Annotated in this window: 22 protein-coding genes, 1 pseudogene and 1 riboswitch; of the genes and pseudogenes, 9 read left to right on the forward strand and 14 right to left on the reverse strand. The window is 72.9% G+C overall.

The genetic code is table 11. The annotated features are described in order from the left end of the window. Nucleotides 1-386 precede the first annotated feature (386 nt). Nucleotides 387-1,217, forward strand: coding sequence for an alpha/beta fold hydrolase (locus AB0C84_RS36765; protein WP_361075239.1), 831 nt, complete (start codon nucleotides 387-389; stop codon nucleotides 1,215-1,217). On the opposite strand, the gene AB0C84_RS36770 is transcribed toward AB0C84_RS36765, so the two are convergent. Further along, nucleotides 1,172-1,582: a Rid family hydrolase gene (locus AB0C84_RS36770; RefSeq protein ID WP_361075241.1), complete on the reverse strand. Its 411-nt coding sequence runs from the start codon at nucleotides 1,580-1,582 to the stop codon at nucleotides 1,172-1,174. The two genes, AB0C84_RS36765 and AB0C84_RS36770, sit on opposite strands and share 46 nt — an antisense overlap. Before the next feature lie 68 nt (nucleotides 1,583-1,650). After that, nucleotides 1,651-3,696 carry a right-handed parallel beta-helix repeat-containing protein gene (locus AB0C84_RS36775; RefSeq protein WP_361075243.1) on the reverse strand — a complete coding sequence of 682 codons (2,046 nt, stop codon included), beginning with the start codon at nucleotides 3,694-3,696 and terminating at the stop codon, nucleotides 1,651-1,653. 155 nt (nucleotides 3,697-3,851) lie between these two features. Between AB0C84_RS36775 and AB0C84_RS36780 the strand changes: the two genes are divergently transcribed. Then, nucleotides 3,852-4,724 carry a DMT family transporter gene (locus AB0C84_RS36780; RefSeq protein WP_361075245.1) on the forward strand — a complete coding sequence of 291 codons (873 nt, stop codon included), beginning with the start codon at nucleotides 3,852-3,854 and terminating at the stop codon, nucleotides 4,722-4,724. A 12-nt stretch (nucleotides 4,725-4,736) separates the two neighbouring features. On the opposite strand, the gene AB0C84_RS36785 is transcribed toward AB0C84_RS36780, so the two are convergent. The 3 genes from AB0C84_RS36785 to AB0C84_RS36795 form a co-directional block, all read right to left on the reverse strand. After that, nucleotides 4,737-5,717, reverse strand: coding sequence for an NAD(P)-dependent alcohol dehydrogenase (locus AB0C84_RS36785; RefSeq protein ID WP_361075247.1), 981 nt, complete (start codon nucleotides 5,715-5,717; stop codon nucleotides 4,737-4,739). A 118-nt stretch (nucleotides 5,718-5,835) separates the two neighbouring features. Continuing rightward, nucleotides 5,836-6,543, reverse strand: coding sequence for a TetR/AcrR family transcriptional regulator C-terminal domain-containing protein (locus tag AB0C84_RS36790; RefSeq protein ID WP_361075249.1), 708 nt, complete (start codon nucleotides 6,541-6,543; stop codon nucleotides 5,836-5,838). Between the two features lie 53 nt (nucleotides 6,544-6,596). Next, on the reverse strand, nucleotides 6,597-7,724 hold the full coding sequence (locus AB0C84_RS36795) for an FAD-dependent oxidoreductase (RefSeq protein WP_361075251.1): 1,128 nt from the start codon (nucleotides 7,722-7,724) through the stop codon (nucleotides 6,597-6,599). 82 nt (nucleotides 7,725-7,806) lie between these two features. Here AB0C84_RS36795 and AB0C84_RS36800 point away from each other — a divergent pair, with 82 nt between their 5' ends. Further along, nucleotides 7,807-8,169 carry a helix-turn-helix transcriptional regulator gene (locus AB0C84_RS36800; protein WP_361075253.1) on the forward strand — a complete coding sequence of 121 codons (363 nt, stop codon included), beginning with the start codon at nucleotides 7,807-7,809 and terminating at the stop codon, nucleotides 8,167-8,169. Nucleotides 8,170-8,178: 9 nt separating this feature from the next. Here AB0C84_RS36800 and AB0C84_RS36805 read toward each other — a convergent pair whose 3' ends face one another. Both AB0C84_RS36805 and AB0C84_RS36810 read right to left on the reverse strand, forming a co-directional pair. Next, on the reverse strand, nucleotides 8,179-8,781 hold the full coding sequence (locus tag AB0C84_RS36805; RefSeq protein WP_258943182.1) for an ATP-dependent Clp protease proteolytic subunit: 603 nt from the start codon (nucleotides 8,779-8,781) through the stop codon (nucleotides 8,179-8,181). Next, nucleotides 8,778-9,407: an ATP-dependent Clp protease proteolytic subunit gene (locus AB0C84_RS36810; protein ID WP_361075255.1), complete on the reverse strand. Its 630-nt coding sequence runs from the start codon at nucleotides 9,405-9,407 to the stop codon at nucleotides 8,778-8,780. The genes AB0C84_RS36805 and AB0C84_RS36810 overlap by 4 nt, the downstream gene beginning before the upstream one ends. Before the next feature lie 181 nt (nucleotides 9,408-9,588). Here AB0C84_RS36810 and AB0C84_RS36815 point away from each other — a divergent pair, with 181 nt between their 5' ends. Then, the gene (locus AB0C84_RS36815) at nucleotides 9,589-9,993 is read left to right on the forward strand and encodes a hypothetical protein (protein ID WP_361075257.1); all 405 of its coding nucleotides are present in this window, start codon (nucleotides 9,589-9,591) and stop codon (nucleotides 9,991-9,993) included. A gap of 93 nt (nucleotides 9,994-10,086) precedes the next feature. Here the strand turns inward: AB0C84_RS36815 and AB0C84_RS36820 are convergent, their stop codons facing one another. From AB0C84_RS36820 to AB0C84_RS36830, 3 genes and pseudogenes are all read right to left on the reverse strand, one after another. Then, nucleotides 10,087-10,260: a hypothetical protein gene (locus tag AB0C84_RS36820; protein ID WP_361075259.1), complete on the reverse strand. Its 174-nt coding sequence runs from the start codon at nucleotides 10,258-10,260 to the stop codon at nucleotides 10,087-10,089. A gap of 124 nt (nucleotides 10,261-10,384) precedes the next feature. Then, nucleotides 10,385-10,609: a helix-turn-helix domain-containing protein gene (locus AB0C84_RS36825; protein WP_361075318.1), complete on the reverse strand. Its 225-nt coding sequence runs from the start codon at nucleotides 10,607-10,609 to the stop codon at nucleotides 10,385-10,387. 271 nt (nucleotides 10,610-10,880) lie between these two features. Beyond that, nucleotides 10,881-11,348: pseudogene (locus AB0C84_RS36830) on the reverse strand (DJ-1/PfpI family protein); the annotation flags it as partial. A gap of 123 nt (nucleotides 11,349-11,471) precedes the next feature. Here AB0C84_RS36830 and AB0C84_RS36835 point away from each other — a divergent pair. The 3 genes from AB0C84_RS36835 (at nucleotide 11,472) to lexA (ending at nucleotide 13,296) form a co-directional block, all read left to right on the forward strand. Continuing rightward, complete coding sequence (locus AB0C84_RS36835; protein ID WP_246396249.1) at nucleotides 11,472-11,897, forward strand: LPXTG cell wall anchor domain-containing protein; 426 nt, start codon at nucleotides 11,472-11,474, stop codon at nucleotides 11,895-11,897. A 9-nt stretch (nucleotides 11,898-11,906) separates the two neighbouring features. After that, nucleotides 11,907-12,572: a DJ-1/PfpI family protein gene (locus tag AB0C84_RS36840; protein WP_361075261.1), complete on the forward strand. Its 666-nt coding sequence runs from the start codon at nucleotides 11,907-11,909 to the stop codon at nucleotides 12,570-12,572. 61 nt (nucleotides 12,573-12,633) lie between these two features. Next, nucleotides 12,634-13,296 carry a transcriptional repressor LexA gene (gene lexA, locus AB0C84_RS36845; protein WP_361075263.1) on the forward strand — a complete coding sequence of 221 codons (663 nt, stop codon included), beginning with the start codon at nucleotides 12,634-12,636 and terminating at the stop codon, nucleotides 13,294-13,296. A 15-nt stretch (nucleotides 13,297-13,311) separates the two neighbouring features. On the opposite strand, the gene AB0C84_RS36850 is transcribed toward lexA, so the two are convergent. After that, nucleotides 13,312-13,851: a YciI family protein gene (locus tag AB0C84_RS36850; RefSeq protein ID WP_361075265.1), complete on the reverse strand. Its 540-nt coding sequence runs from the start codon at nucleotides 13,849-13,851 to the stop codon at nucleotides 13,312-13,314. A gap of 25 nt (nucleotides 13,852-13,876) precedes the next feature. Further along, the gene (locus AB0C84_RS36855; RefSeq protein ID WP_361075267.1) at nucleotides 13,877-15,208 is read right to left on the reverse strand and encodes a cytochrome P450; all 1,332 of its coding nucleotides are present in this window, start codon (nucleotides 15,206-15,208) and stop codon (nucleotides 13,877-13,879) included. Nucleotides 15,209-15,336: 128 nt separating this feature from the next. Here AB0C84_RS36855 and AB0C84_RS36860 point away from each other — a divergent pair, with 128 nt between their 5' ends. Further along, nucleotides 15,337-16,125, forward strand: coding sequence for an SAM-dependent methyltransferase (locus AB0C84_RS36860; RefSeq protein WP_281382439.1), 789 nt, complete (start codon nucleotides 15,337-15,339; stop codon nucleotides 16,123-16,125). A gap of 93 nt (nucleotides 16,126-16,218) precedes the next feature. Here AB0C84_RS36860 and AB0C84_RS36865 read toward each other — a convergent pair whose 3' ends face one another. Both AB0C84_RS36865 and AB0C84_RS36870 read right to left on the reverse strand, forming a co-directional pair. Further along, a complete protein-coding gene (locus AB0C84_RS36865; RefSeq protein WP_361075269.1) occupies nucleotides 16,219-17,064 on the reverse strand; it encodes an LLM class F420-dependent oxidoreductase in 846 nt (281 codons plus the stop codon). Between the two features lie 44 nt (nucleotides 17,065-17,108). Beyond that, nucleotides 17,109-18,020, reverse strand: coding sequence for a class I SAM-dependent methyltransferase (locus AB0C84_RS36870; protein WP_258943172.1), 912 nt, complete (start codon nucleotides 18,018-18,020; stop codon nucleotides 17,109-17,111). Nucleotides 18,021-18,237: 217 nt separating this feature from the next. Beyond that, a riboswitch (cobalamin riboswitch) is annotated at nucleotides 18,238-18,298 on the forward strand. A 59-nt stretch (nucleotides 18,299-18,357) separates the two neighbouring features. On the opposite strand from AB0C84_RS36870, the gene AB0C84_RS36875 reads away from it, so the two are divergent. Next, nucleotides 18,358-18,543 (forward strand): CbtB-domain containing protein, encoded by a 186-nt coding sequence (locus AB0C84_RS36875; protein WP_179835852.1) that lies wholly within the window; start codon nucleotides 18,358-18,360, stop codon nucleotides 18,541-18,543. Nucleotide 18,544: the final 1 nt, after the last annotated feature.

The raw sequence follows: 18,544 nt of genomic DNA on the forward strand, positions 1-18,544 counted from the left end.
ACACCCCCGCGTCGGGCTGTCGGGGTCGGCGCTTTGCGCTGTCCCGAGGGCCCGCAATGCTTCCCGGGGGGCGACCCCCGGACCCCCGATGTGGGGGACTCCGTCCCCCACGCCCCCTGCGTGCGGGCTTAGCTTTCTCGCGCTTCCTTCGGGCTCACGTGGCTGGGGTTCCTACTGGGCCGCCTCGTCTCTGGCCGCCCTAGTTGGGGTTCTCGACAGATGTTCGGAACCCACGAGGTGGCGTCTGCTCGGCGAGCTTTGCTCGCCTTCGTCGGTGTCTACAAGCTTCGGTGGCTCGTGTCTCTGGCTTGTGGAGTCGTGGGGTGGTGGCGGGTGGGCTCAGCTTGTTGACTTTCACATTGGTGTGAGGTCTTAGCGTTCCGGCCATGACGAAAGAGACACTGCCTGTTTCTGGTCTTGGGCGCGTGGTGCTCGGGGATGGGCCCGGGTTGCTGCTTGCCCATGGGGCCGGTGGAGGGATCGACGCTAACTACGGGGCCGTCATGGAAGTACTGGCCGCGGAGCACACCGTTGTCGGGCCGGACTTCCCCGGGAGTGGGCGGACGCCTCGGAGCGGTGCTCCGCTCACCTTGGACGGGCTGGCCGACGCATTGGTCGGTGCTGCCGTCGAGGAGGGGCTGGAGACCTTCGCGGTGTCCGGGTTCTCACTGGGCGCCCCCGTTGCTGTCCGGGCCGCCGCTCGGCACCCTGACCGCGTGACCGCCCTGATCCTCACCGCGGGGTTCGCCGCCCCCAACCCTCGGTTCCTGCTGGCGGCCCGGTTGTGGCGGGACATGCTCCGCCGGGGAGCGCTGGAGGAGCTGGCCGGTCTGCTGTCACTGATCGGGCTCAGCGCCCCGGTCGTGGACGCCCTCGATGAAGACGAGCTCGCCGCCGCCGTCACGACGGGTGCGTCGACCGTCCCGCCTGGCACACCAGAGCATGTGGAACTGATCATCTCGGGCGTCGACGTGCGGGGCGACCTCCCCGGGCTTGCCGTGCCGACCCTCGTCATCTCCACCACGCTCGACCAGCTCGTCACACCGCCGCATCACCGGCAGCTCGCCGACGGCATCCCCGGCGCGCACTACGCCGAGATCGCGACCGGGCACCTTCCCTTTCTTGAACAACCCGACGAGTGGGCCGCCCTGATCTGTGACTTCCTGCGACGTCAGGCGTCGAGCACTGCCGCCACGGCCTCGATCTCCACCAGCTGATCGGCGTAGCCGAGGACGGTGACGCCCATCAGCGTGCTCGGGACGTCGTGGTCGCCGAACGCGTCCCGGACCACTTCCCAGGCCTTCACCAGGTCCTGCTGCCGCTGGGAGGCGACGAGCACGCGGGTGCTGATGACGTCGTGCAAGGACGCGCCGGCGTCCGCCAGGGCGGTCCGCAGGTTCTCCAGGGCCTTGGCCGCCTGGCCCGCGTAGTCTCCGACCGCGGCGGTGGAGCCGTCCTCGTTCAGCGGGCACGCCCCGGCCAGGAAGATCAGCCTGGCCTCCGCCGGCGCGGTCGCCGCGTAGGCGTACTCGGCGACGGACGACAGGGACGCGGAGCGGATCAGTGTGACGGCGCGGGGCATGGGAGTTCCTTCGGTGCGGGGTCGTTCCACACCTTTCCAGAGGGCGCCGCGGTGGTCGACGTATTTGTTCAGCGTTGCAGTTGCGGGGTGAAAGCCGCCGCGCGGGCGTAGAGCTTGTACAGCTTGAACTCGCCGGCGAAGGGCAGGCCGCAGGCGTTGTCGAGGACGCTGGTCGCCTTCCTGTTGCCGAGGGTCGTGCCGCGCGCGCCGGGATGGTCGATCTGGCCGCCCATGAACACCTGCATCCTGGTCAGCATGTGGTCGCGCTGGTCGGCGCTCATGTCGTGCCAGGAGCCGCAGGTCACCGCCGCGAGCAGCGCGTCGTTGAGCTCCCCCGTCACGCCGTGGCCATGGTCGCCGGCGGGCGCCGCCTTCGCGGCGGCCGGGGACTTGAACCAGGGGCACGGGCCGCCCGGCTTCAGGTCGGACATGCAGACGAACAGTTCGGCCTCGTTCTCGAGGTTGCCGAGCCCGATGCTCAGCCAGGGCACCTTGCCGTTCAGGCAGTCGGGCAGGTTCTTCGGGGAGCCGGTCGCGTTGCCGTTGGAGTACCAGCAGTTGCCCACGTTGCCGGGGAACGCGTCCCACCAGAAGTCCACGCCGTTGCCGGACATCGCGTTGCCGTGGAACGAGTTGCGGTGGGACGTGGACAGCTTCAGCGGGTCGCAGCCGGTGATGGGGCCGTTCCCGGGCCCGCAGACGAAGGCGTCCGGGACGGCGAACAGCATCGCGCCGCGCCTCCTGTTGTCGCGGAACCGGTTGTCGCGGACGACGTTGTCGTCGCCGCCCGCGATCCACATTCCGGTGCCGACGGGGACCGGCACCGACGGCACCACGTCACTGCCGGGCAGGTAGGGGTTGAAGTTGTTGGAGTAGAAGTCGTTCTTCTCGATCAGGTCGCCCTGCTGCGGGAAGCCGGGGTGCCCCGCCGCGGTGAACACGTCGGTCGTGAAGCCGAGGGCGTTGCCGTAGAAGTTGTTGTGGTGCAGCCAGGTGCCGCTGCCGTCCGTGCCGGAGTAGCCGCTGGCGTTGTGGTGGGAGTCGCAGTAGCGGATCTCCTGGCTGTAGCGCGCCGTCGGATAGAACCTCGGGTCGCGGCCCGCTGAGGTCTTGGCGCCGGACCCCGGATAGAGCCCGGAGTCGCCGTTGCCCGCCGCCTCGCAGTTCTGCATCACGCCGTGGTCCTCGACGAAGGTGAGCACGCCGTACTCGCCCGCGTAGAAGGTCTTGAAGCGGTCGAGCAGGTAGCCGTTGCTCTCCAGGACGTAGATGTCGTGCTCGTTGGCGTGCCGGACGGTCACGTTCCGCAGGACGAAGCCGTCGGCGCGGTCGGCGCGGATGCCGACGTCCTTCGCCGAGCGGCGCGGGCCGCCGTTGCCCGACGAGGGGTCGCCGGCCTCCACGACCACGTCGTCCGCGCTGACGCCGGACCCTTCGAGCTGGAGGTTGCAGCGCACGCACGCGCCCCGGTTGGGGATGCCGTGCCGGTCGACCAGCGGCGGGTCCGGGTCCTTGCCGGAACCGGGCGAACGGCCCAGCACGGCGATGAGGTTGGCGTCGTTCTGGCACTTGTACTCGCCGAGGTAGGAGTAGGCCCCCGTGCTCAGCTTGTACGGGTCGCACGCCTTGTCGTGGGTGGGCTTCGCGCGCGAGGTGGGCTCGGTGTAGACGCCCGGCAGGACCACGACCCGGTCGTTGTTGCCCGAGTCGGTCACCGCGGGCTGGATCTCGCTGTACCCGCAGCGCGACGCCAGCGCCCGGTTGATCCGTGTGAGCTCCCGCGCCTCCGCGGCGCTGAACCGCCGGTGGTCGTGCGGCCGGATGTCGTAGCCCGACTTCCGCGCCCGCTTGATCGAGGCCTCCAGCCGCTTGAGCGAGTCGGGACGGCACACCACGCGGGTCGTGCTGCCCTTGGCCGTCGCGACCGACGAGGCGAGGCTCCTCGCCTTGGGAACCGCGCCGCCCGCGCACGGGCTGACCGAGCAGTCCGGGCCGGGCAGCGGCCAGTACGAGGGACGCTCGATGTGCGCGTCCGCGCTCGCCATCAGACCGAGCACCAGCCCGGACGCGGTGACGACGATCAACCAGAGCCTGCCGAGAAACCGTCTGCCCATCAGCCAACCCTCGTCCCGGAAGCCGCCTGCGCGCCCCGCGGCCCCACGAATCACGAAATTTGAGTGAGATTCATGTTCAATGTAGCCACGGGGAGGTCGGAAGATCCCGCCCGGCGTCCACAACCGGACACCGCACTCCAGGGGAAGGTCTTCTCGTGAACGGCTGGGCCCTCTCGCTCGTTCTGGTCGCCGCCGTGGTGCACGCGTTCTGGAACTTCTCCGCCAAGCGGGTCGGCGACGGAGGGGCGCCGTTCGTCTTCCTCTACTACTCCGTCTCGGCCGTTGTGTTCGCCCCGGCGGCGGTGGTCTTCCTGGTGCTGGATCCCCGGCGTCCGCAATGGACATGGCTGCTTGCGGCACTGGTGACCGCGATCCTGCACGTGGCGTACGGGATCGTGCTGCAACGCGGATACGCCGTCGGCGACCTGTCGGTCGTCTATCCCCTGGCCAGGGGGACCGGGCCGCTGCTGTCGGTGCTGGTGGCGGTGCTCTTCCTCGGCGAGGACCCCGGCCTGCCGGGGCTGGCCGGGGCGCTCCTGGTGGTCGCGGGGGTCCTGGTCGTCAGCGGCGGCGCCCCGGCGGAGGGCGGTGCCTCGCCGGCGCGGCGCCGCGCGGGCGTCCTCTACGGGGTGCTGACCGGGGTCGTGATCGCGGGCTACACGCTGTGGGACGCGCACTCGGTCACGGGGCTGGCCGTGCCGCCCCTGGTCTACTTCGGCTCCGGCGCGCTCGCCCAGAGCCTGCTCCTCGCCCCGTTCGCGTTGCGGGACAGGGCGCGGGTCGCCGGGCTGTGGCGCGACCACCGGCGCGAAGTGCTGACCATCGGCCTGCTGTCGCCGGTGGCGTACCTGCTCGTGCTGTTCGCGCTCCGGATCGCGCCGGTCAGCCTGGTCGCTCCCGCCCGCGAGCTGAGCATCGTGCTCGGCGGACTGGCCGCGTGGCGGGTCCTGGGCGAGGCGAACGCCGTCCGCCGCCTCGCGGGCTCGGTCGTGGTGCTGGCCGGGATCGCCGCCATCGCGATGGCCTGACCCCCGCGCCGGTCAGAGGGCGATGGCGACCTTGCCCCGGGCGTGGCCGCGCTCGATGTAGCGGAGGGCGTCGGGGAGTTCGGCGAACGGATAGGTGCGGTCGATGACGGGCGTGACCTGCTCCCGTTCCATCAGGTCGGCCAGGAACCGCAGGTCCTCGGCGTTGGGTCTCCAGCCGACGTGGTCGATGCGCTGGCTGACGAAGGGAGAGGCCAGCGCGCCGCGGATGATCTGCCCCGCGGGGCCGAGCAGCCCGCCGCGCGGCGAGGCGATGCCGCCCACGATCACCAGCGTGCCGCGGGACGTCAGGCAGCGCCGCAGTCCGGCGAGCGGCCGGTCGCCCACGATGTCCAGGAGCAGGTCGTACCGTCCCTTCCGCTCCGTGAAGTCCTCGCGGGTGTAGTCCACGACGTGGTCCGCGCCCAGGGAGCGGACCAGTTCGAGGTTGCGGGTGCTGCACACGCCGGTGACCTCGGCTCCGAACGCCTTGGCGAGCTGGACGGCGAACGTCCCGATGCCGCCGGAGGCGCCGTTGACGAGGACCCGCTGCCCGGCGGCGATCCTCCCCGCGTCCCGCAGCCCCTGCAGCGCGGTGTGCGCGGCCATCGACACCGACGCCGCCTGCTCGAAGCTGAGGCGGGCGGGCTTGACGGCCAGCCGGTCCTCGGGGACGGCGACGGCCTCGGCGAACGAGCCGAGGCGGACCTCTCCGAAGACCTCGTCGCCGGGCCGCAGCCCGGTCACCGCGTCGCCCGTCCGCGCCACGACCCCGGCGAGGTCGGCCCCGAGGACGAGGCCCGGCCTCGGGCGCCGCAGGCCGCAGCTGAGCCGCACCAGCTTCGGGTCGGCCCGCATGTGCCGCCAGTCGTAGGGGTTGACGGACGCCGCCCGCACCCGGACGAGCACCTCGCCGGGGGCGATGCGGGGCTCGTCGACGTCCTTGAGGGCCAGCACGTCGGGCGGGCCGTAGCGGTCCCAGGTCCAGGCCTTCATGGCGGTCTCCCCCGGGGGCGTGTCGGGCGTCGTACGCCGTAAGGTTCTCATACGCCGTAAGGTAGTCGTACGCCGTAAGGCAGTCAAGGGGTGTCGGTGCGATCGCGGGCGGGCGGGGTCAGGCACCTGCGGCGCGGCGCCGCTCCAGCCCTTCGAGGATCAGGTCGAGGGCGAACTCGAACTCGAACTGGTCGTCGCAGAAGCCGAGGGTGCCGTCCGGATCGTCGTGGACGGCGTCCGCCAGCATCCCCGCGAGATTGGGGAACCGGTCGGCCATCTGCTCCGCCATGGCGGCGTCGGCGGGCTGGGCCTCGCCGGGCTGGAACAGCTCCTGAGCGAACCCGAGGGCGCGGCTGCCGAGGACGTGCAGCGCGCGGTGGGCCAGGTCGAAGGAGAAGCCGCCCGCGCGGAGCAGGCCGACGACCTGGTCGTAGTACGCGATGACGACCGGGTTCATGGTGGTGCGGGCTCCGAGCAGCCCCGGGGCCCAGCGGTGGCGGAGCAGGACGTCCCGGGCGGCGAGGATCCGCGCGCGCAGCGCCGCCCGCCAGTCCCGCTCGGGGGGCGGGGCCTCGGCCTCCCGCACCGCCGTCATGATCTCGTCGAGGACCCCCTCCACGACGCCGTCGAGGACCGCATCCTTGTTGGCGACGTGGTGGTACAGCGACATCGCCTCGACCCCGACCTCCTGCGCGAGCCGGCGCATGGTCAGCGATTCGAGGCCGTCGCGGTCGGCGAGGCGCACGGCCGCCCGCAGGACCCGCCTGCGGCTCAGCGGGACGCGGGGCCGCTCGGCCAGCTCGTCGGCGTCGGTCCGTGGGCTCATCAGTCTTCCTCCCGACGCACTCTATCCGTACACGGTAAGTCTGGCCCGTACCGCTAGAGCTCCGGGTGAGGGGCCGCCCGGTCCGGGCGGTAGGGGGCGAGTGCCGGGGACGGTCTGCCGGCGATCTCTTGGGCGATCAGGGCGGCGAGGTGGGGGGCGAGGGTGATGCCGCTGTGGGTGACGGCGGTGTACAGGCCGGGGCGCTGGAAGCCGATGAGCGGGTATCCGTCCACTGGCAGGGGGCGGACGCAGCGCCGCACCTCGGCGATGGTCGCGGTCAGGGTGGGGACGAGCGCACGCGCGCGGGCGAGCAGCTCGCCGCCGACCGCCCGGATGAGCGCCGGGGAGGCCGACTCGTCGATTCCGGCATCCAGGTCGTCGGCTTCCAGGACCAGTCCCCCGTTCTCCGCGGGCCGGGCGGACAGGCCGGGGGCATGGACGAGGCCGTTGAGGGCGCCGTGCACCGGAGAAGTGGTGGCGACGAGGCAGGGGGCGGCAGAGCCCGGCTCGGACGGGTCGACCAGCGGCAGCGCGACCCCCGCGGTGGCCAGCAGCGCGGGGCTGTGCCGGCCCGCCGCGCAGACCGTGAGGTCGGCGTCCAGGTCGCGGCCGTCGTCGAGCCGGACGCCGGTGACGCGGTCGCCGTCAGTGTTGAGGCGGACCGCGCGGCCCGTCACGAGGTCGGCGCCGGATGCGCGGGCGCGCCGGGCCAGTGCTCTCGCGGCGGGGCCTCCATGCAGGTGGGCCTCGCCGGGGTAGTGCGCGGCGAGCGCGCCGGGTGGAGCCGCGACGTGCGGTTCCAGCGCGCGGAGGCGGTCGGAGGTGATCAGGCCGGCGGCGTAGCCGAGGCCGGAGAGGCGGGCGACCCGGTCGGCCAGCCGCTCCTTCGCGGCGTCCCCGGCCGCCCACGTGAGGTTGCCCGACGGCCGGTACCAGGCCGGGTCGCCGAAGCCCCCCGCCAGGTCACGCCAGGTGGACATCGCCGCCGTCCGGAACCGGTGGTAGTCCGGGTCGGAGGGGTCGTTGGCGTTGATCCAGGCGTAGCTCGCGCCGGACGTCCCGGCGCCGGGCCCCTCCGCCTCGACCACGGTCAGGCGCGCGGCGGCGCCGGACGCCGGGCGGGTGAGCCGGTCCGCCAGTGCGGCCCCGATGATCCCCGCTCCCACGACCAGTACGCGCATGCTCCCAGAATGGCAGGCCCCCGCCGTTCTGCGGTCGGCGGAATTCCTGGGGACCACGGCGCGGCCGATCTACGATGTGCGCATGGCCGAGACCGCGCGACCGCTCGCACCACCCGACGACAGGCCCGCCGACGAGACGCCCCGCGACCCCGCGGCGGAGCCGCTGTGGCGCGACGCGCTCGGCCGGTGCCTGCGGCGCCTGCGCCTCGAACGCGGCGAGATACTGGTGGAGACCGCCCGCCGCGCCGGGGTCTCGCCGCAGTACCTCTCGGAGATGGAGCGCGGCGTCAAGGAGCCGTCCAGCGAGATGATCGCCGCGGTCGCCGGCGCCCTGGACGTGACGCTCGGCGACCTGACGCTCGCGATCGCGACGACCCTGCTGGCCGTGCCGGCCGCGGTTCCGGCCGGCCCGACCTGCCAGGCGGCGTACGCCCTCGCCGCGTAGCGGGGCCCGCTACGCGGGCAGCGGCTGCCGTTCCTCGATCACGTGGTCGAGGAGGCCGTACTCCAGCGCCGTCCGCGCGGTGAAGACGCGGTCGCGGTCGGTGTCGGTGCGCAGGGTCGTGATGTCCTGTCCGGTGTGCCGGGAGAGGATGCTCTCGATGTCCGCGCGCACCCGGACCACCTCGTCGGCCTGGAGGATGAGGTCCGGGATCGCGCCGCGGCCCTGCCCCATCGGCTGGTGCAGGACGACGCGGGTGTGGGGAAGCGCCGCCCGTTTGCCGGGGGTGCCCGCGGCGAGGAGGACGGCGCCGACGGCGACGGCCTGCCCCACGCACGTCGTCGCCACCTGCGGGCGGATGTAGCGCAGCGTGTCGTACACGGCGAGCATCGCGCTCGGGTCTCCCCCCTCGCAGTTGATGTACAGCTGGATGTCGCTCTCGGGGTTGTCGGACTCCAGGTACAGCAGCTGCGCGACGAGCGCGTTCGCCACCCCCGCGTCGATGGCGGTGCCGAGGTAGATGATCCGCTCGGTCAGCAGGTGCGAGTAGACGTCCATGATGCGTTCACCGCGAGGGTGCTGCGCGATGACGTTCGGGATCGTGTAGGTGCTCATCGGGCGGATCCTCCGGACGGGGCGCCGAGCCCCACGGGGCGGTGGCGGGCGGGCATGACCTCGTCGAACGAGCTGACGATCGCGTCGACGAACCCGTAGTCGAGCGCCTCGCGCGCCGTGTACCAGCGGTCGTGCAGCGAGTCGTCGAAGACCTGATCGAGGGGCCGGCCGGTGTCCTCGGCGATGAGCCCGAGCACCGTGTCGCGGGTGTGGCGCAGGTCGTTGGCCTGCAGCTCGATGTCGACGGCGGCGCCCCCGATCCCGGCGGAGCCCTGGTGCATCAGCACGCGGGCGTGCGGCATGGCGCGGCGCTTGCCGGGGGTGCCGGACGACAGCAGGAACTGGCCGGCGCTGTAGGCGATGCCGAGCACCAGCGTGGACACGTCGCACGGGATGAGCCGCATGACGTCGCGGATCGCCAGCATCGACGGCACCGACCCGCCGGGGGAATGGATCCACAGCGCGATGTCGGTCGAGGAGTCCTCCCTCGCCAGGATCATCAGCTGCGTCGCCAGCAGCGTGCCGTTGTCGTCGTCCAGCGGGCCGTCGAGGACGAGGACGCGCTGCTGGTAGAGCTCGCGCCGCACTCGTTCGTTGAACAACGGGATTGCCTGTTCCTCACTCATGCCCTTCACTCTGCGCCCGCCCGCGCACCGGTCACAGCCCGTGCTGCTCTGGGCGGATCCGCCCAGAGCAGCACGGCCCGCCCCGTCCGCGGGCTCGACCGCCGTGTTTGCGCGCGCGAGGGCTTGTTGCCTGGTCAGCGTGGGTATGAGCAGTGTTCGGACGAGAGGCCGGGGGGAAGCGGTGCGCGAGGAGACCAGCGGCATGGACGCCGGGACGGACGTCGAGCGGCGCGTCCTGCGCGTCGGCACCGGCGCGAGCGACCGGCCGGGAAGGCTCGGAACCGAGGCCTGGCCGGGCGGGGACGAGGCGGGCGCCGACGTCCGGGAGCGCGTCCGGCACCTCGGGACGGGCGGGCACGGCGACGTCGGGGACCGCGCGCCGGAGTCGGCGGGCGAGGGGGCCCGCGCCGATGTGGAGCGGCGCGTCCGGGAAGTGGGGACGGGCGCGAGCCGCGCCGCCGGGACGCTCGGGTCGGACCCGGCGCCCGACACCGGCGGCGCGAGCAGGGACGTCGAGCGGCGCGTCCGGCACCTCGGGACGGGCGCGAGCGGCACCGCCGGGGACGCGACGCGAAGCGAGCAGTGATCACGGGCTCCGGGACGGCCGGGGCGCCGGTCTCCTGCCGCCGAGACCGGCGCAGGTGTCGGGCGCCCGGCCGCGCGGAGCCGGGGGCGCGGGTCAGGTGGGGTCGGACGCGGTGAGCGGCGATCGGGCGGCCGGTGTGGGCGAGGTCGCCGCGGTGAAGGAGGCGTAGCGGGCGGCGGTGTGGCAGGGAGGCGCGCCCGCCTGGTCGCCGGTCGGGTCCTCGGGCACGCGTGCCTGGTCGCGGGGCGGCTGGTCTGAAAGTGGCATGTCTCGTCTCCCGAGGCGACCGAAGCAATCGGTCCGCTCGCTACCGCCTCGGCCTCGATCTAAACATCGACCTGGTGTTCGAGGTGCTCGATCGCACGAACCCGCCGAGGCGGATCTTCCCGGCTCACCGCGTGGTGCTCTGCGTGGCGCGGTAGTGGGACGGGGAGACGCCGTACAGGCCTCGGAACGCCTGACGCAGCGCCTCCTCGCTGCCGAACCCGCAGCGGGCCGCGATCGTCTCGACGGTCAGCGTCGTGCCGGTCAGCAGGTGCGCCGCCGCCTCGCCGCGCGCGGCGCACGAACCGCCCCGGGGCCATGCCGAGTTCGGCCAGGAACAGCCGGGCCAGATGGCGCTGGCTCACCCCCGCGCGGGCCGCCAGCGCGGCCGTCGACAGGTCCGCGGCCGGGTTCCCGGCGATGTGCGCGACGGCGTCCTGGACCAGCGAGTGGCGGGCCGAGGGCGCCGTGAACATGCTCATCTGGGCCTGGTTGCCGGGCCGCTGGAGGTACGTCACCAGCTGCCGCGACACGCTCCGCGCCAGATCCGGGCCGACGTCGGCCTCGATGAACGACAGGGTGAGGTCCAGGGCGGCGGTCACGCCGGCGGACGTGCAGAACCGCCCGTCGGACACGAAGATCGGCCCGCTGTCGAAGTCGACGGCCGGGAACCGGCGCGCCAGGAAGTCGGCGTGCTCCCAGTGGGTCGACGCCCGCCGCCCGTCCAGGAGACCGGCCGCGGCGAGGACCCCGGCGCCGGTGCACACCGACGCGACGCGGCGGGACTCCAGGCCGAGCCTGCGCACGTGCGCGACCAGCCGCTTGTCCTCCATCGCGTCGACGTAGCCGATGCCTCCCGACACCACCAGCGTGTCGAGCGGCCCGGTGGCGCGCTCCAGCGACCGCTGCGCCTGGAGCGTCAGGCCCGTCCCGGTGTCGATCGGCCTGCCGCCCGGCGAGGCCAGCGAGACCTCGTAGACGCCGCGCCGGTTCAGGAAGTTCGCCACCTGGAGCGCCGTGACGACGCAGGCGATGTCGAGCAGTTCGGCCGCCGGGTAGCCCACCACGAGGACGCGCCGCAGTTCGTGCATACCGCCACGGTATTGCCCGATCCGGCGCCTATCACCTATGTCCGATAGACGGGTACCCCAAGTTTTCGGACCCGCCCTCGTCCGGGGCTGGCGGCCGAGCCCCGGCGCGCCGAAAGTGATGTCATGGCTACCACGTCCCCCACCCTGGATCAGGGTTCACCGGCCCCCGCACGGGCGCGCGCCCCTTGGCGCAGGCTCACACTGCACTACGTCGAGATGGTCCTCGCGATGTTCGCCGGGATGCTCGTCCTCGGCGGCCTTCGCGCGCTTCTCGGGCTCACGGTCGCGTTCGACGCGCATCCCGGCGCCCACTACCTGCTCATGGCCACCGACATGGCGATCGGCATGGCCGCCTGGATGCGCCTGCGCCGCCACGGCTGGGCCTGCACGCTGGAGATGTGCGCCGCGATGTACGTCCCGGCGGTGCTCGTCCCGCTCGTGTGGGCCGATGTCATGAGCGGGATGGCGTTCATGACGGCCGCGCACGTGCTGATGATGGTCGCGATGCTCGCCGTGCTGCTCCGGCGCCGGCGCGAGTACCACCACTGAGCCGCCGCCATGACCACTCCCGACACCACCGTCGTCATCCCGCTGTACGACCGCTTCACCGCCCTGGACGTCATCGGCCCCTACCAGATGCTGGCCCTCACCCCCGGCGTGCGCGTCGTGTTCGCGGCCGAGCGGGCCGGCCCGGTGCTCGACGACTGCCGCGCCCTCCGGCTGACCGCCGTGGGGCTCGACGAGGCGCCGCGCCCGGACGTGGTGGTCGTCCCCGGCGGGCCCGGCACCGTGCACGTCCTGGACGGGGCGCTCCCCGCCTGGCTCCGCGAGGTCCACCCCGCCACCCGCTGGACGACCTCGGTGTGCTCCGGGTCGCTCGTCCTCGGCGCCGCTGGCCTGATCGACGGGCTGCGCGCGACCACCCACTACCGGCACCTGGACAAACTCCCCCTCTTCGGCGCCGTCCCGGCCCAGGAGCGGGTGGTGGTCGAGCGGGACGCCCGCATCGTGACCGCCGCCGGCGTCTCCAGCGGCATCGACATGGCGCTGCGGCTGGTGGAGTTCCTCACCGACACGCGGACCGCCCAGGCCGTCCAGCTCTGGACGGAGTACGACCCGCGGCCCCCGTTCGACGCGGGCTCCCCGTCCCGCGCCCCCGAGGACGTCGTGGCGCTGGCCGCCGAGTTCGAGACGGCCGCGCTGGAGGCGGCCACGCGCGCCTGAGCGGCGCCCCCGCGCGCGTCCCGGCCGCTCCCGCGGCCTCCGCGCCCCTACAATCCCGTGGGTGACCGCCTACAGTGATCTCGACCCGTTCGGAGACCTGGACGCCTCCGCGCTGCCGCCGCGCCAGCAGCGGATACTGGCCATGATCCGCGACTGGGCGGTCAGGTACGGGTACGCGCCGAGCACCCGCCAGATCGGCGACGCCGTGGGCCTGCGGTCGCCGTCGTCGGTGTCGCGCCACCTGGCGAGCCTGGAGGACAAGGGCTTCCTGCGGCGCGGCGACGCGGTGGCCCGGCCGATCGACGTGCGGGCGTTCCTGCGGGAGGGCCCGTCGCGGGAGTCCGGCGGCGGCCCGGTGCCGGTGCCCGTGGTCGGGGACATCGCCGCCGGCGTCCCCATCCCGGCCGAGGAGCACGCCGACGACACGCTGCTGCTGCCCCGCGAGCTCACCGGGCGCGGCACCGTCTTCGGCCTGCGCGTGCGCGGCGACTCGATGGTGGACGCCGCGATCTGCGACGGCGACATCGTCGTGGTCCGCCGGCAGCCCGAGGCCCATTCGGGCCAGATCGTCGCCGCCATGATCGACGGCGAGGCCACCGTCAAGGTGTACCGCCGCCGCGACGGCCACGTCCTGCTCGAACCCCGCAACCCCGCCTACGACGTCATCGACGGCGACGAGGCCGCCGTCCTCGGCATCGTCGTCTCGGTCCTGCGCAACGTCTGACCCCGGGACGCGGCGTCAGCGGCGTCCGCCGAACTCCCACTCGTGCACCTCGACGGCGGCGTAGCGGTCCTGGGTCAGGACGGCGCGGGCCGCGTCCGCGTCCGGGGCGCGGAGCAGGGCGATCGTGCCGAGCCAGGCCTCGCCGTCGTCGGAGAGCAGGGGGCCGTAGGCGATCAGGTCGTCGCCCGCCGGGAGCTCCAGGTCGGCGGCCTCCCCCTCGCCCAGGCCGATGACCAGGAAGCGGTCGCCGCCCGTCCGGCCGCCGGGGAAGTCCCACATCGTGCGGCCGAGCGCGTTGCGCCAGCGGCGCAGCATGACGTCCCGGTACGCGCCCGCCTGGTAGTTGGGCTCGTCGAAGGCGAACGCGCGGGCGGCGGCGGGATCGGGCAGGTCGACGATGTGGACGCTGCCCGTGGGGACCTCGCCGACGAACGTCGGGCCCCGGGCGATCAGCTCCTTGTCGTAACGGTCCATGTAGGACCAGTGCTGCTCCCCCAGTTCCTCGCGGAGCCCGATCGAGCCGGCACGGTCACGGTGGTAGCAGAAGAACTCCATCCGGGCTTTCTACCATCCGCCGGACTCAGGTGGACGCGCGAGGGGCGACCGTCATGTGGATGTCCTCGGCGGCCCAGAGGACGAAGCGCTCGATGGGCGTGACCGTCTGGCCGGGGGCCATCCGGAAGGAGAAACGCTTGAGGAGGACGGCGAGGACGAGCTGCGCCTCGACCGTCGCGAGCGCGGCGCCCTCGCAGCTGCGGGGGCCGATCCCGAAGGGGATGTAGGCCAGGCGCGGGCGGCCGGCCGACGCCTCCGGGGCGAACCGGCCGGGGTCGAACCGCTGCGGGTCGGGCCAGTACTCGGGGTTCGTGTGCACGGCCCAGAACGGGTAGAAGATCGTCGTGCCGGCCGGGACGGTGTACTCGCCGAGCACGAGGTCCTCGGTGGCCTCCCGCGCGCCGTAGGGTCCCGGCGGGTACAGGCGCATGGTCTCCCGGAGGACCATGTCCAGGTAGGTCAGCCGCCTGAGGTCGCCGTACTCGGGGACGGACCGGTCGCCGAGCACGCGGTCCAGTTCCTCGGCGACGCGCTCGGCGGCGTCCGGGTGCCGGGCCAGCAGGTACAGCGTCCAGGAGATGGCGACGCCGGTGGTGTGGTGGGCGGCGAGCATCGTCATCAGGACCGTGTCGCGGATCCGCGCCGGGGACTCGCCCGCCTCGGCCAGGGCCGCGATCAGGTCGCTGCGTCCGGCCGGCGCCGCGTCGCCGCGCTCGCGGTGCGCGGTCAGCACCTGGTCGACGGTGGCGCGCAGGTAGGCCAGGGCCTCCTGGGCGCGGTCCCCCGCCCCGTCCCCGGCCTGGCCCATGTACTCGGTGAGGACGGTCTCGAACGCGGCCACGACCCGCGCGGCCGAGTCCGGCGACTCCAGGCCGCTGCCGAGCGCGTACTGGCAGATCATGCGCAGCGACAGCTCGCTCAGGTCCCGCTGCAGCGCGACCGGGCCGTCGTGGGCCTCCCACCGCCCGGCCAGTTCGGCGGCGAGCGCGGTGAAGCAGGCGAAGTGCGCCTCGTGGGAGGGGCGCCCCGCCAGCACCGACAGCATCACCCGGCGCCAGGGGCCGTGCTCGTCGGCCGGGATCGTCTGCAGGTTGCCCGACTCCTGGAGGGGCGCCAGGAACTCGAACAGCTTCTCCGGCCGCTTGTCGATCTTCGCGGTGGCCTCCAGCAGCACCGGGTCGGCCACCGACACCGCCAGGCCGGCGCCGGGCAGCGGGAACCGCACCACCGGCCCGTACTCGGCGTGCAGCCTCAGCTGGTACTCGTGCAGGCCGCCGGCCGCCGCGATGGCCGCCGTCCCATCGTCCCGGGCGGGCGGGCCGGGGATGAGCGATGGGGTACCGGCGTCGCTTCGCATTCGCGTCCTCCGCGTCGGCATCGTCGTTTCGGTTGTTTCCGGGTTGATCACAATGCTTACATGTCCCGGGTAACTTCGCGACATTTCCCAGGCCGGAAGTCGCGACGCCGCGACCCGGGGAGAGGACGCTGGACACCGTCGATCCGCACACGCCGAACGTTCCGCGGATGTACGACTACCTTCTGGGCGGAAAGGACAACTACGCCGCCGACCGGGAGGCCGTGGACGAGGTCGTCAAGCACGCTCCCGACACGCCCTTCATGGCGCGCCAGAACCGCGCGTTCCTGCGGCGCGCGGTGCGCTTCCTCGCCGAGTCCGGCATCCGGCAGTTCATCGACATCGGCTCGGGCCTGCCCACCCAGGGCAACGTGCACGAGATCGCCCACCAGGTCGCGCCGGACGCCCACGTCGTCTACGTCGACATCGAGCCGGTGGTCCTGGTCCACGGGCGGGCGCTGCTGGCCGGGACGCCCGAGGTGACCGTCATCCAGGGCGACGCCCGCCGTCCGGGCGAGGTCCTGGCGAACCCGGAGCTCAACAGGCTCATCGACTTCGACCGGCCGGTCGCCGTGCTGATGCTGGCCGTGCTGCACTTCATCGGCGACGGCGACGACCCGCCCGGGATCGTGGCGCGGCTCCGCGAGGCCATGGCCCCCGGCAGCTACCTGACGGTGTCCCACGTGACCGGCGACTTCGACGCCGACCGCAGGGTCCGGCACGCGGGCGCGGTGTACGAGCGGGCCACGTACCAGATCACCCTGCGCGAACGCGCGGAGGTGATGCGGCTGTTCGACGGTTTCGAGCTCGTGGAGCCCGGTCTCACCACCCTGTCGATGTGGCGCCCCGATCCGGGGACGGCCATGCCGCCCCGCGCGGACCGCCAATGGTGCTATGCGGGGGTCGGCCGAAAGCGCTGACCGGCGGGTCCGCGCCATTGTTCCCTGACATTTCGGACGAGCCCGGCAAAGTACATTAAAGGCCCTTCTTTCACTACATCCCTCCGGCCCGCGTCACAGGCCGAGCCGGGCGGCGTGGCGGGCGAGGAAGGCGACGACCTCGTCGGCGGGCCGGTCCGGCAGCCCCCACATGATCTCGGTGACGCCGGCCTCCTCCCAGGCGGCGACGTCCTCGGGCGAGGGGCGCGCCGCGGCCAGGACGCAGATCTCCGGCCGGCCGGCGCGCCCCGCGTCCGCCCACGCCGCGCGCAGGGCGGCGACCTTGGGCAGGATGTCGCGCTCGGTCGGGGTCGTCATCCATCCGTCGGCGTGGGCGGCGATCCACGCGAGGGTCTTCGGGCCGCCGCCGGCGCCGATCAGCAACGGGACGTGCGCCTGGACGGGCTTGGGCCACGCCCAGGACGGCCCGAACGAGACGAACTCCCCCGCGTAGGAGGCCTGCTCCCGCGTCCAGAGGGCCCGCATCGCCTCCACGTACTCGCGCAGCACCGTCCGGCGCCGGTCGGCCGGCACGTTGTGGTCGGCGAGCTCGTCGGTGTTCCAGCCGAACCCCGCCCCGACCGTGACCCGGCCGCCCGACAGGTGGTCGAGCGAGGCGATGGTCTTGGCGAGCGTGATCGGATCCGACTCCACCGGGAGCGCGACGGCCGTCGCGAGCCGGATCGCCGAGGTGACGGTGACCGCGGACGCCAGCGCGACCCAGGGGTCGAGCGTGCGCGTGTAGCGGTCGTCGGGCAGCGTCTCGTCGCCCGTCCCGGGGTGCGCGGCGTCGCGCCGGACCGGGATGTGGGTGTGCTCGGGCACGTAGAAGGTATGGAACCCGTTCTCCTCGGCGGCCTGCGCGGCGGCGGCGGGCGTGATGCCCCGGTCACTGGTGAAGAGCACGATGCCGTGTCGCATGCCGCCGATACTAGAACGCGTTCTATCGACGTGCCGAGGGCGGGCTACCGGCCGCGGCCGCCGCGCAGGGCGCGCGGGAGCGCGGTGGCGGCCCGGCCGACCCGGAAGCTGACCGAGCCGCGGACGGCCTCCAGCTCGCCGCGCGCGCGGGCCAGCCTGTCCTCGGCGCGGGCGAGCCGCTTCTCCGCCCGCGCGAGCCGCTCCTTGAGCCTGCCCGTCTCGTTCGGCGGGCGCGTCGCCCCCTTGCCCTTGACGCGGACGAGCCGCCGCCCGGCCACCTGCTGGATCTCGTGCCAGGCGTCCTCCCTCGTCGCCAGCCAGTCCAGGAGGTCGTCCTGGACCGCGTCGGCGTCGCCCCAGGTGCCGTAGAGCTTCTGCGTCGTGACGCAGATCGGGCGCAGGCCGTCGGTGGCGACCGACTCCCACACCGCGGCGGAGACCCCGGGGGTGTGCTCGGACCGGTAGTCGTCGCACACGATGAGGCCCCCGGCGGGGAGCAGCACGTGCGCCGCCTGGATGTCGGCGTGGACGTGCTCGTACAGGTGGGACGCGTCCACGTGCACGAACCGGCAGGTCTCCGGCTGGACGTGGTCCAGGATCAGCGAGGTCGGCCCCTGGACGATCTCCGGGAGCCGGTCGTGGAAGGCCCGGTAGTTCGACTCGAAGGCCCGGCGGGTCAGGGTCGAGTAGGACCCCTGCATCTCCGCCCGGTTGGAGTCGTCGGGGGCGTCGTTGTCGAACAGGTCGCAGACGGTGAAGGTCTCGCCGTCCCGCAGGTGGCGGCCCATGAGGATGGCGCTCTTGCCGAGGTAGGAGCCGAGCTCCACCAGGTCGCCGCGCTGGCCGAGCCGCTCCTGGCGTTCCAGGAACCAGGTGAAGAGCAGCTGGTCGATCTTCGGGAACCACCCCCGGACCTCGTCGAGGGAGGAGGGCGGGCCGGTCTCTTGACTGATCATGTGGGGAGCTCCAACGTCGTCGTTCTCGACAGCGGGGGGACGCGAGACGAAAATCGCCATGATAGGTGAGTCGCGCTTCATGGCAACAAAGCCGGATTTCGGCCTCTTGCTGGCTGGTCATCCGGTTCGTTGGGCGGGACGGGGCCGGGGGCGCGCTGTTGACAGGGCGTTCGCCGGGATCGTACGGTTCGGCTGATTCACGGTTGCCCGAGGGAAATCCGGTGAGATGCCGGTGCGGACGCGCCACTGTATCCGGGACGACGATCCCGGGAGCCAGGTCGCTCGGGTGATCGCGACCTCATTGTCCGGGACGCGCCAGATCCCCTACGGAGGCTCCGTGAGCACGCTGTCGGCTCGCCACATCCCCCTCTCCCACCTCGTTCCCTGGCTGCTCGCGGTGCCCGCGCTGCTGCTCCTCGGCTACCTCGTCCTGATGGACAACGGCGCCGTGTCGCAGACCGGCGGCTACCTCCACGAGCTGATGCACGACGGGCGGCACCTGCTCGGCGTGCCCTGCCACTAGG

The sequence above is a fragment of the Actinomadura sp. NPDC048955 genome (assembly GCF_040649435.1).
Taxonomy (GTDB): domain Bacteria; phylum Actinomycetota; class Actinomycetes; order Streptosporangiales; family Streptosporangiaceae; genus Spirillospora; species Spirillospora luteofluorescens.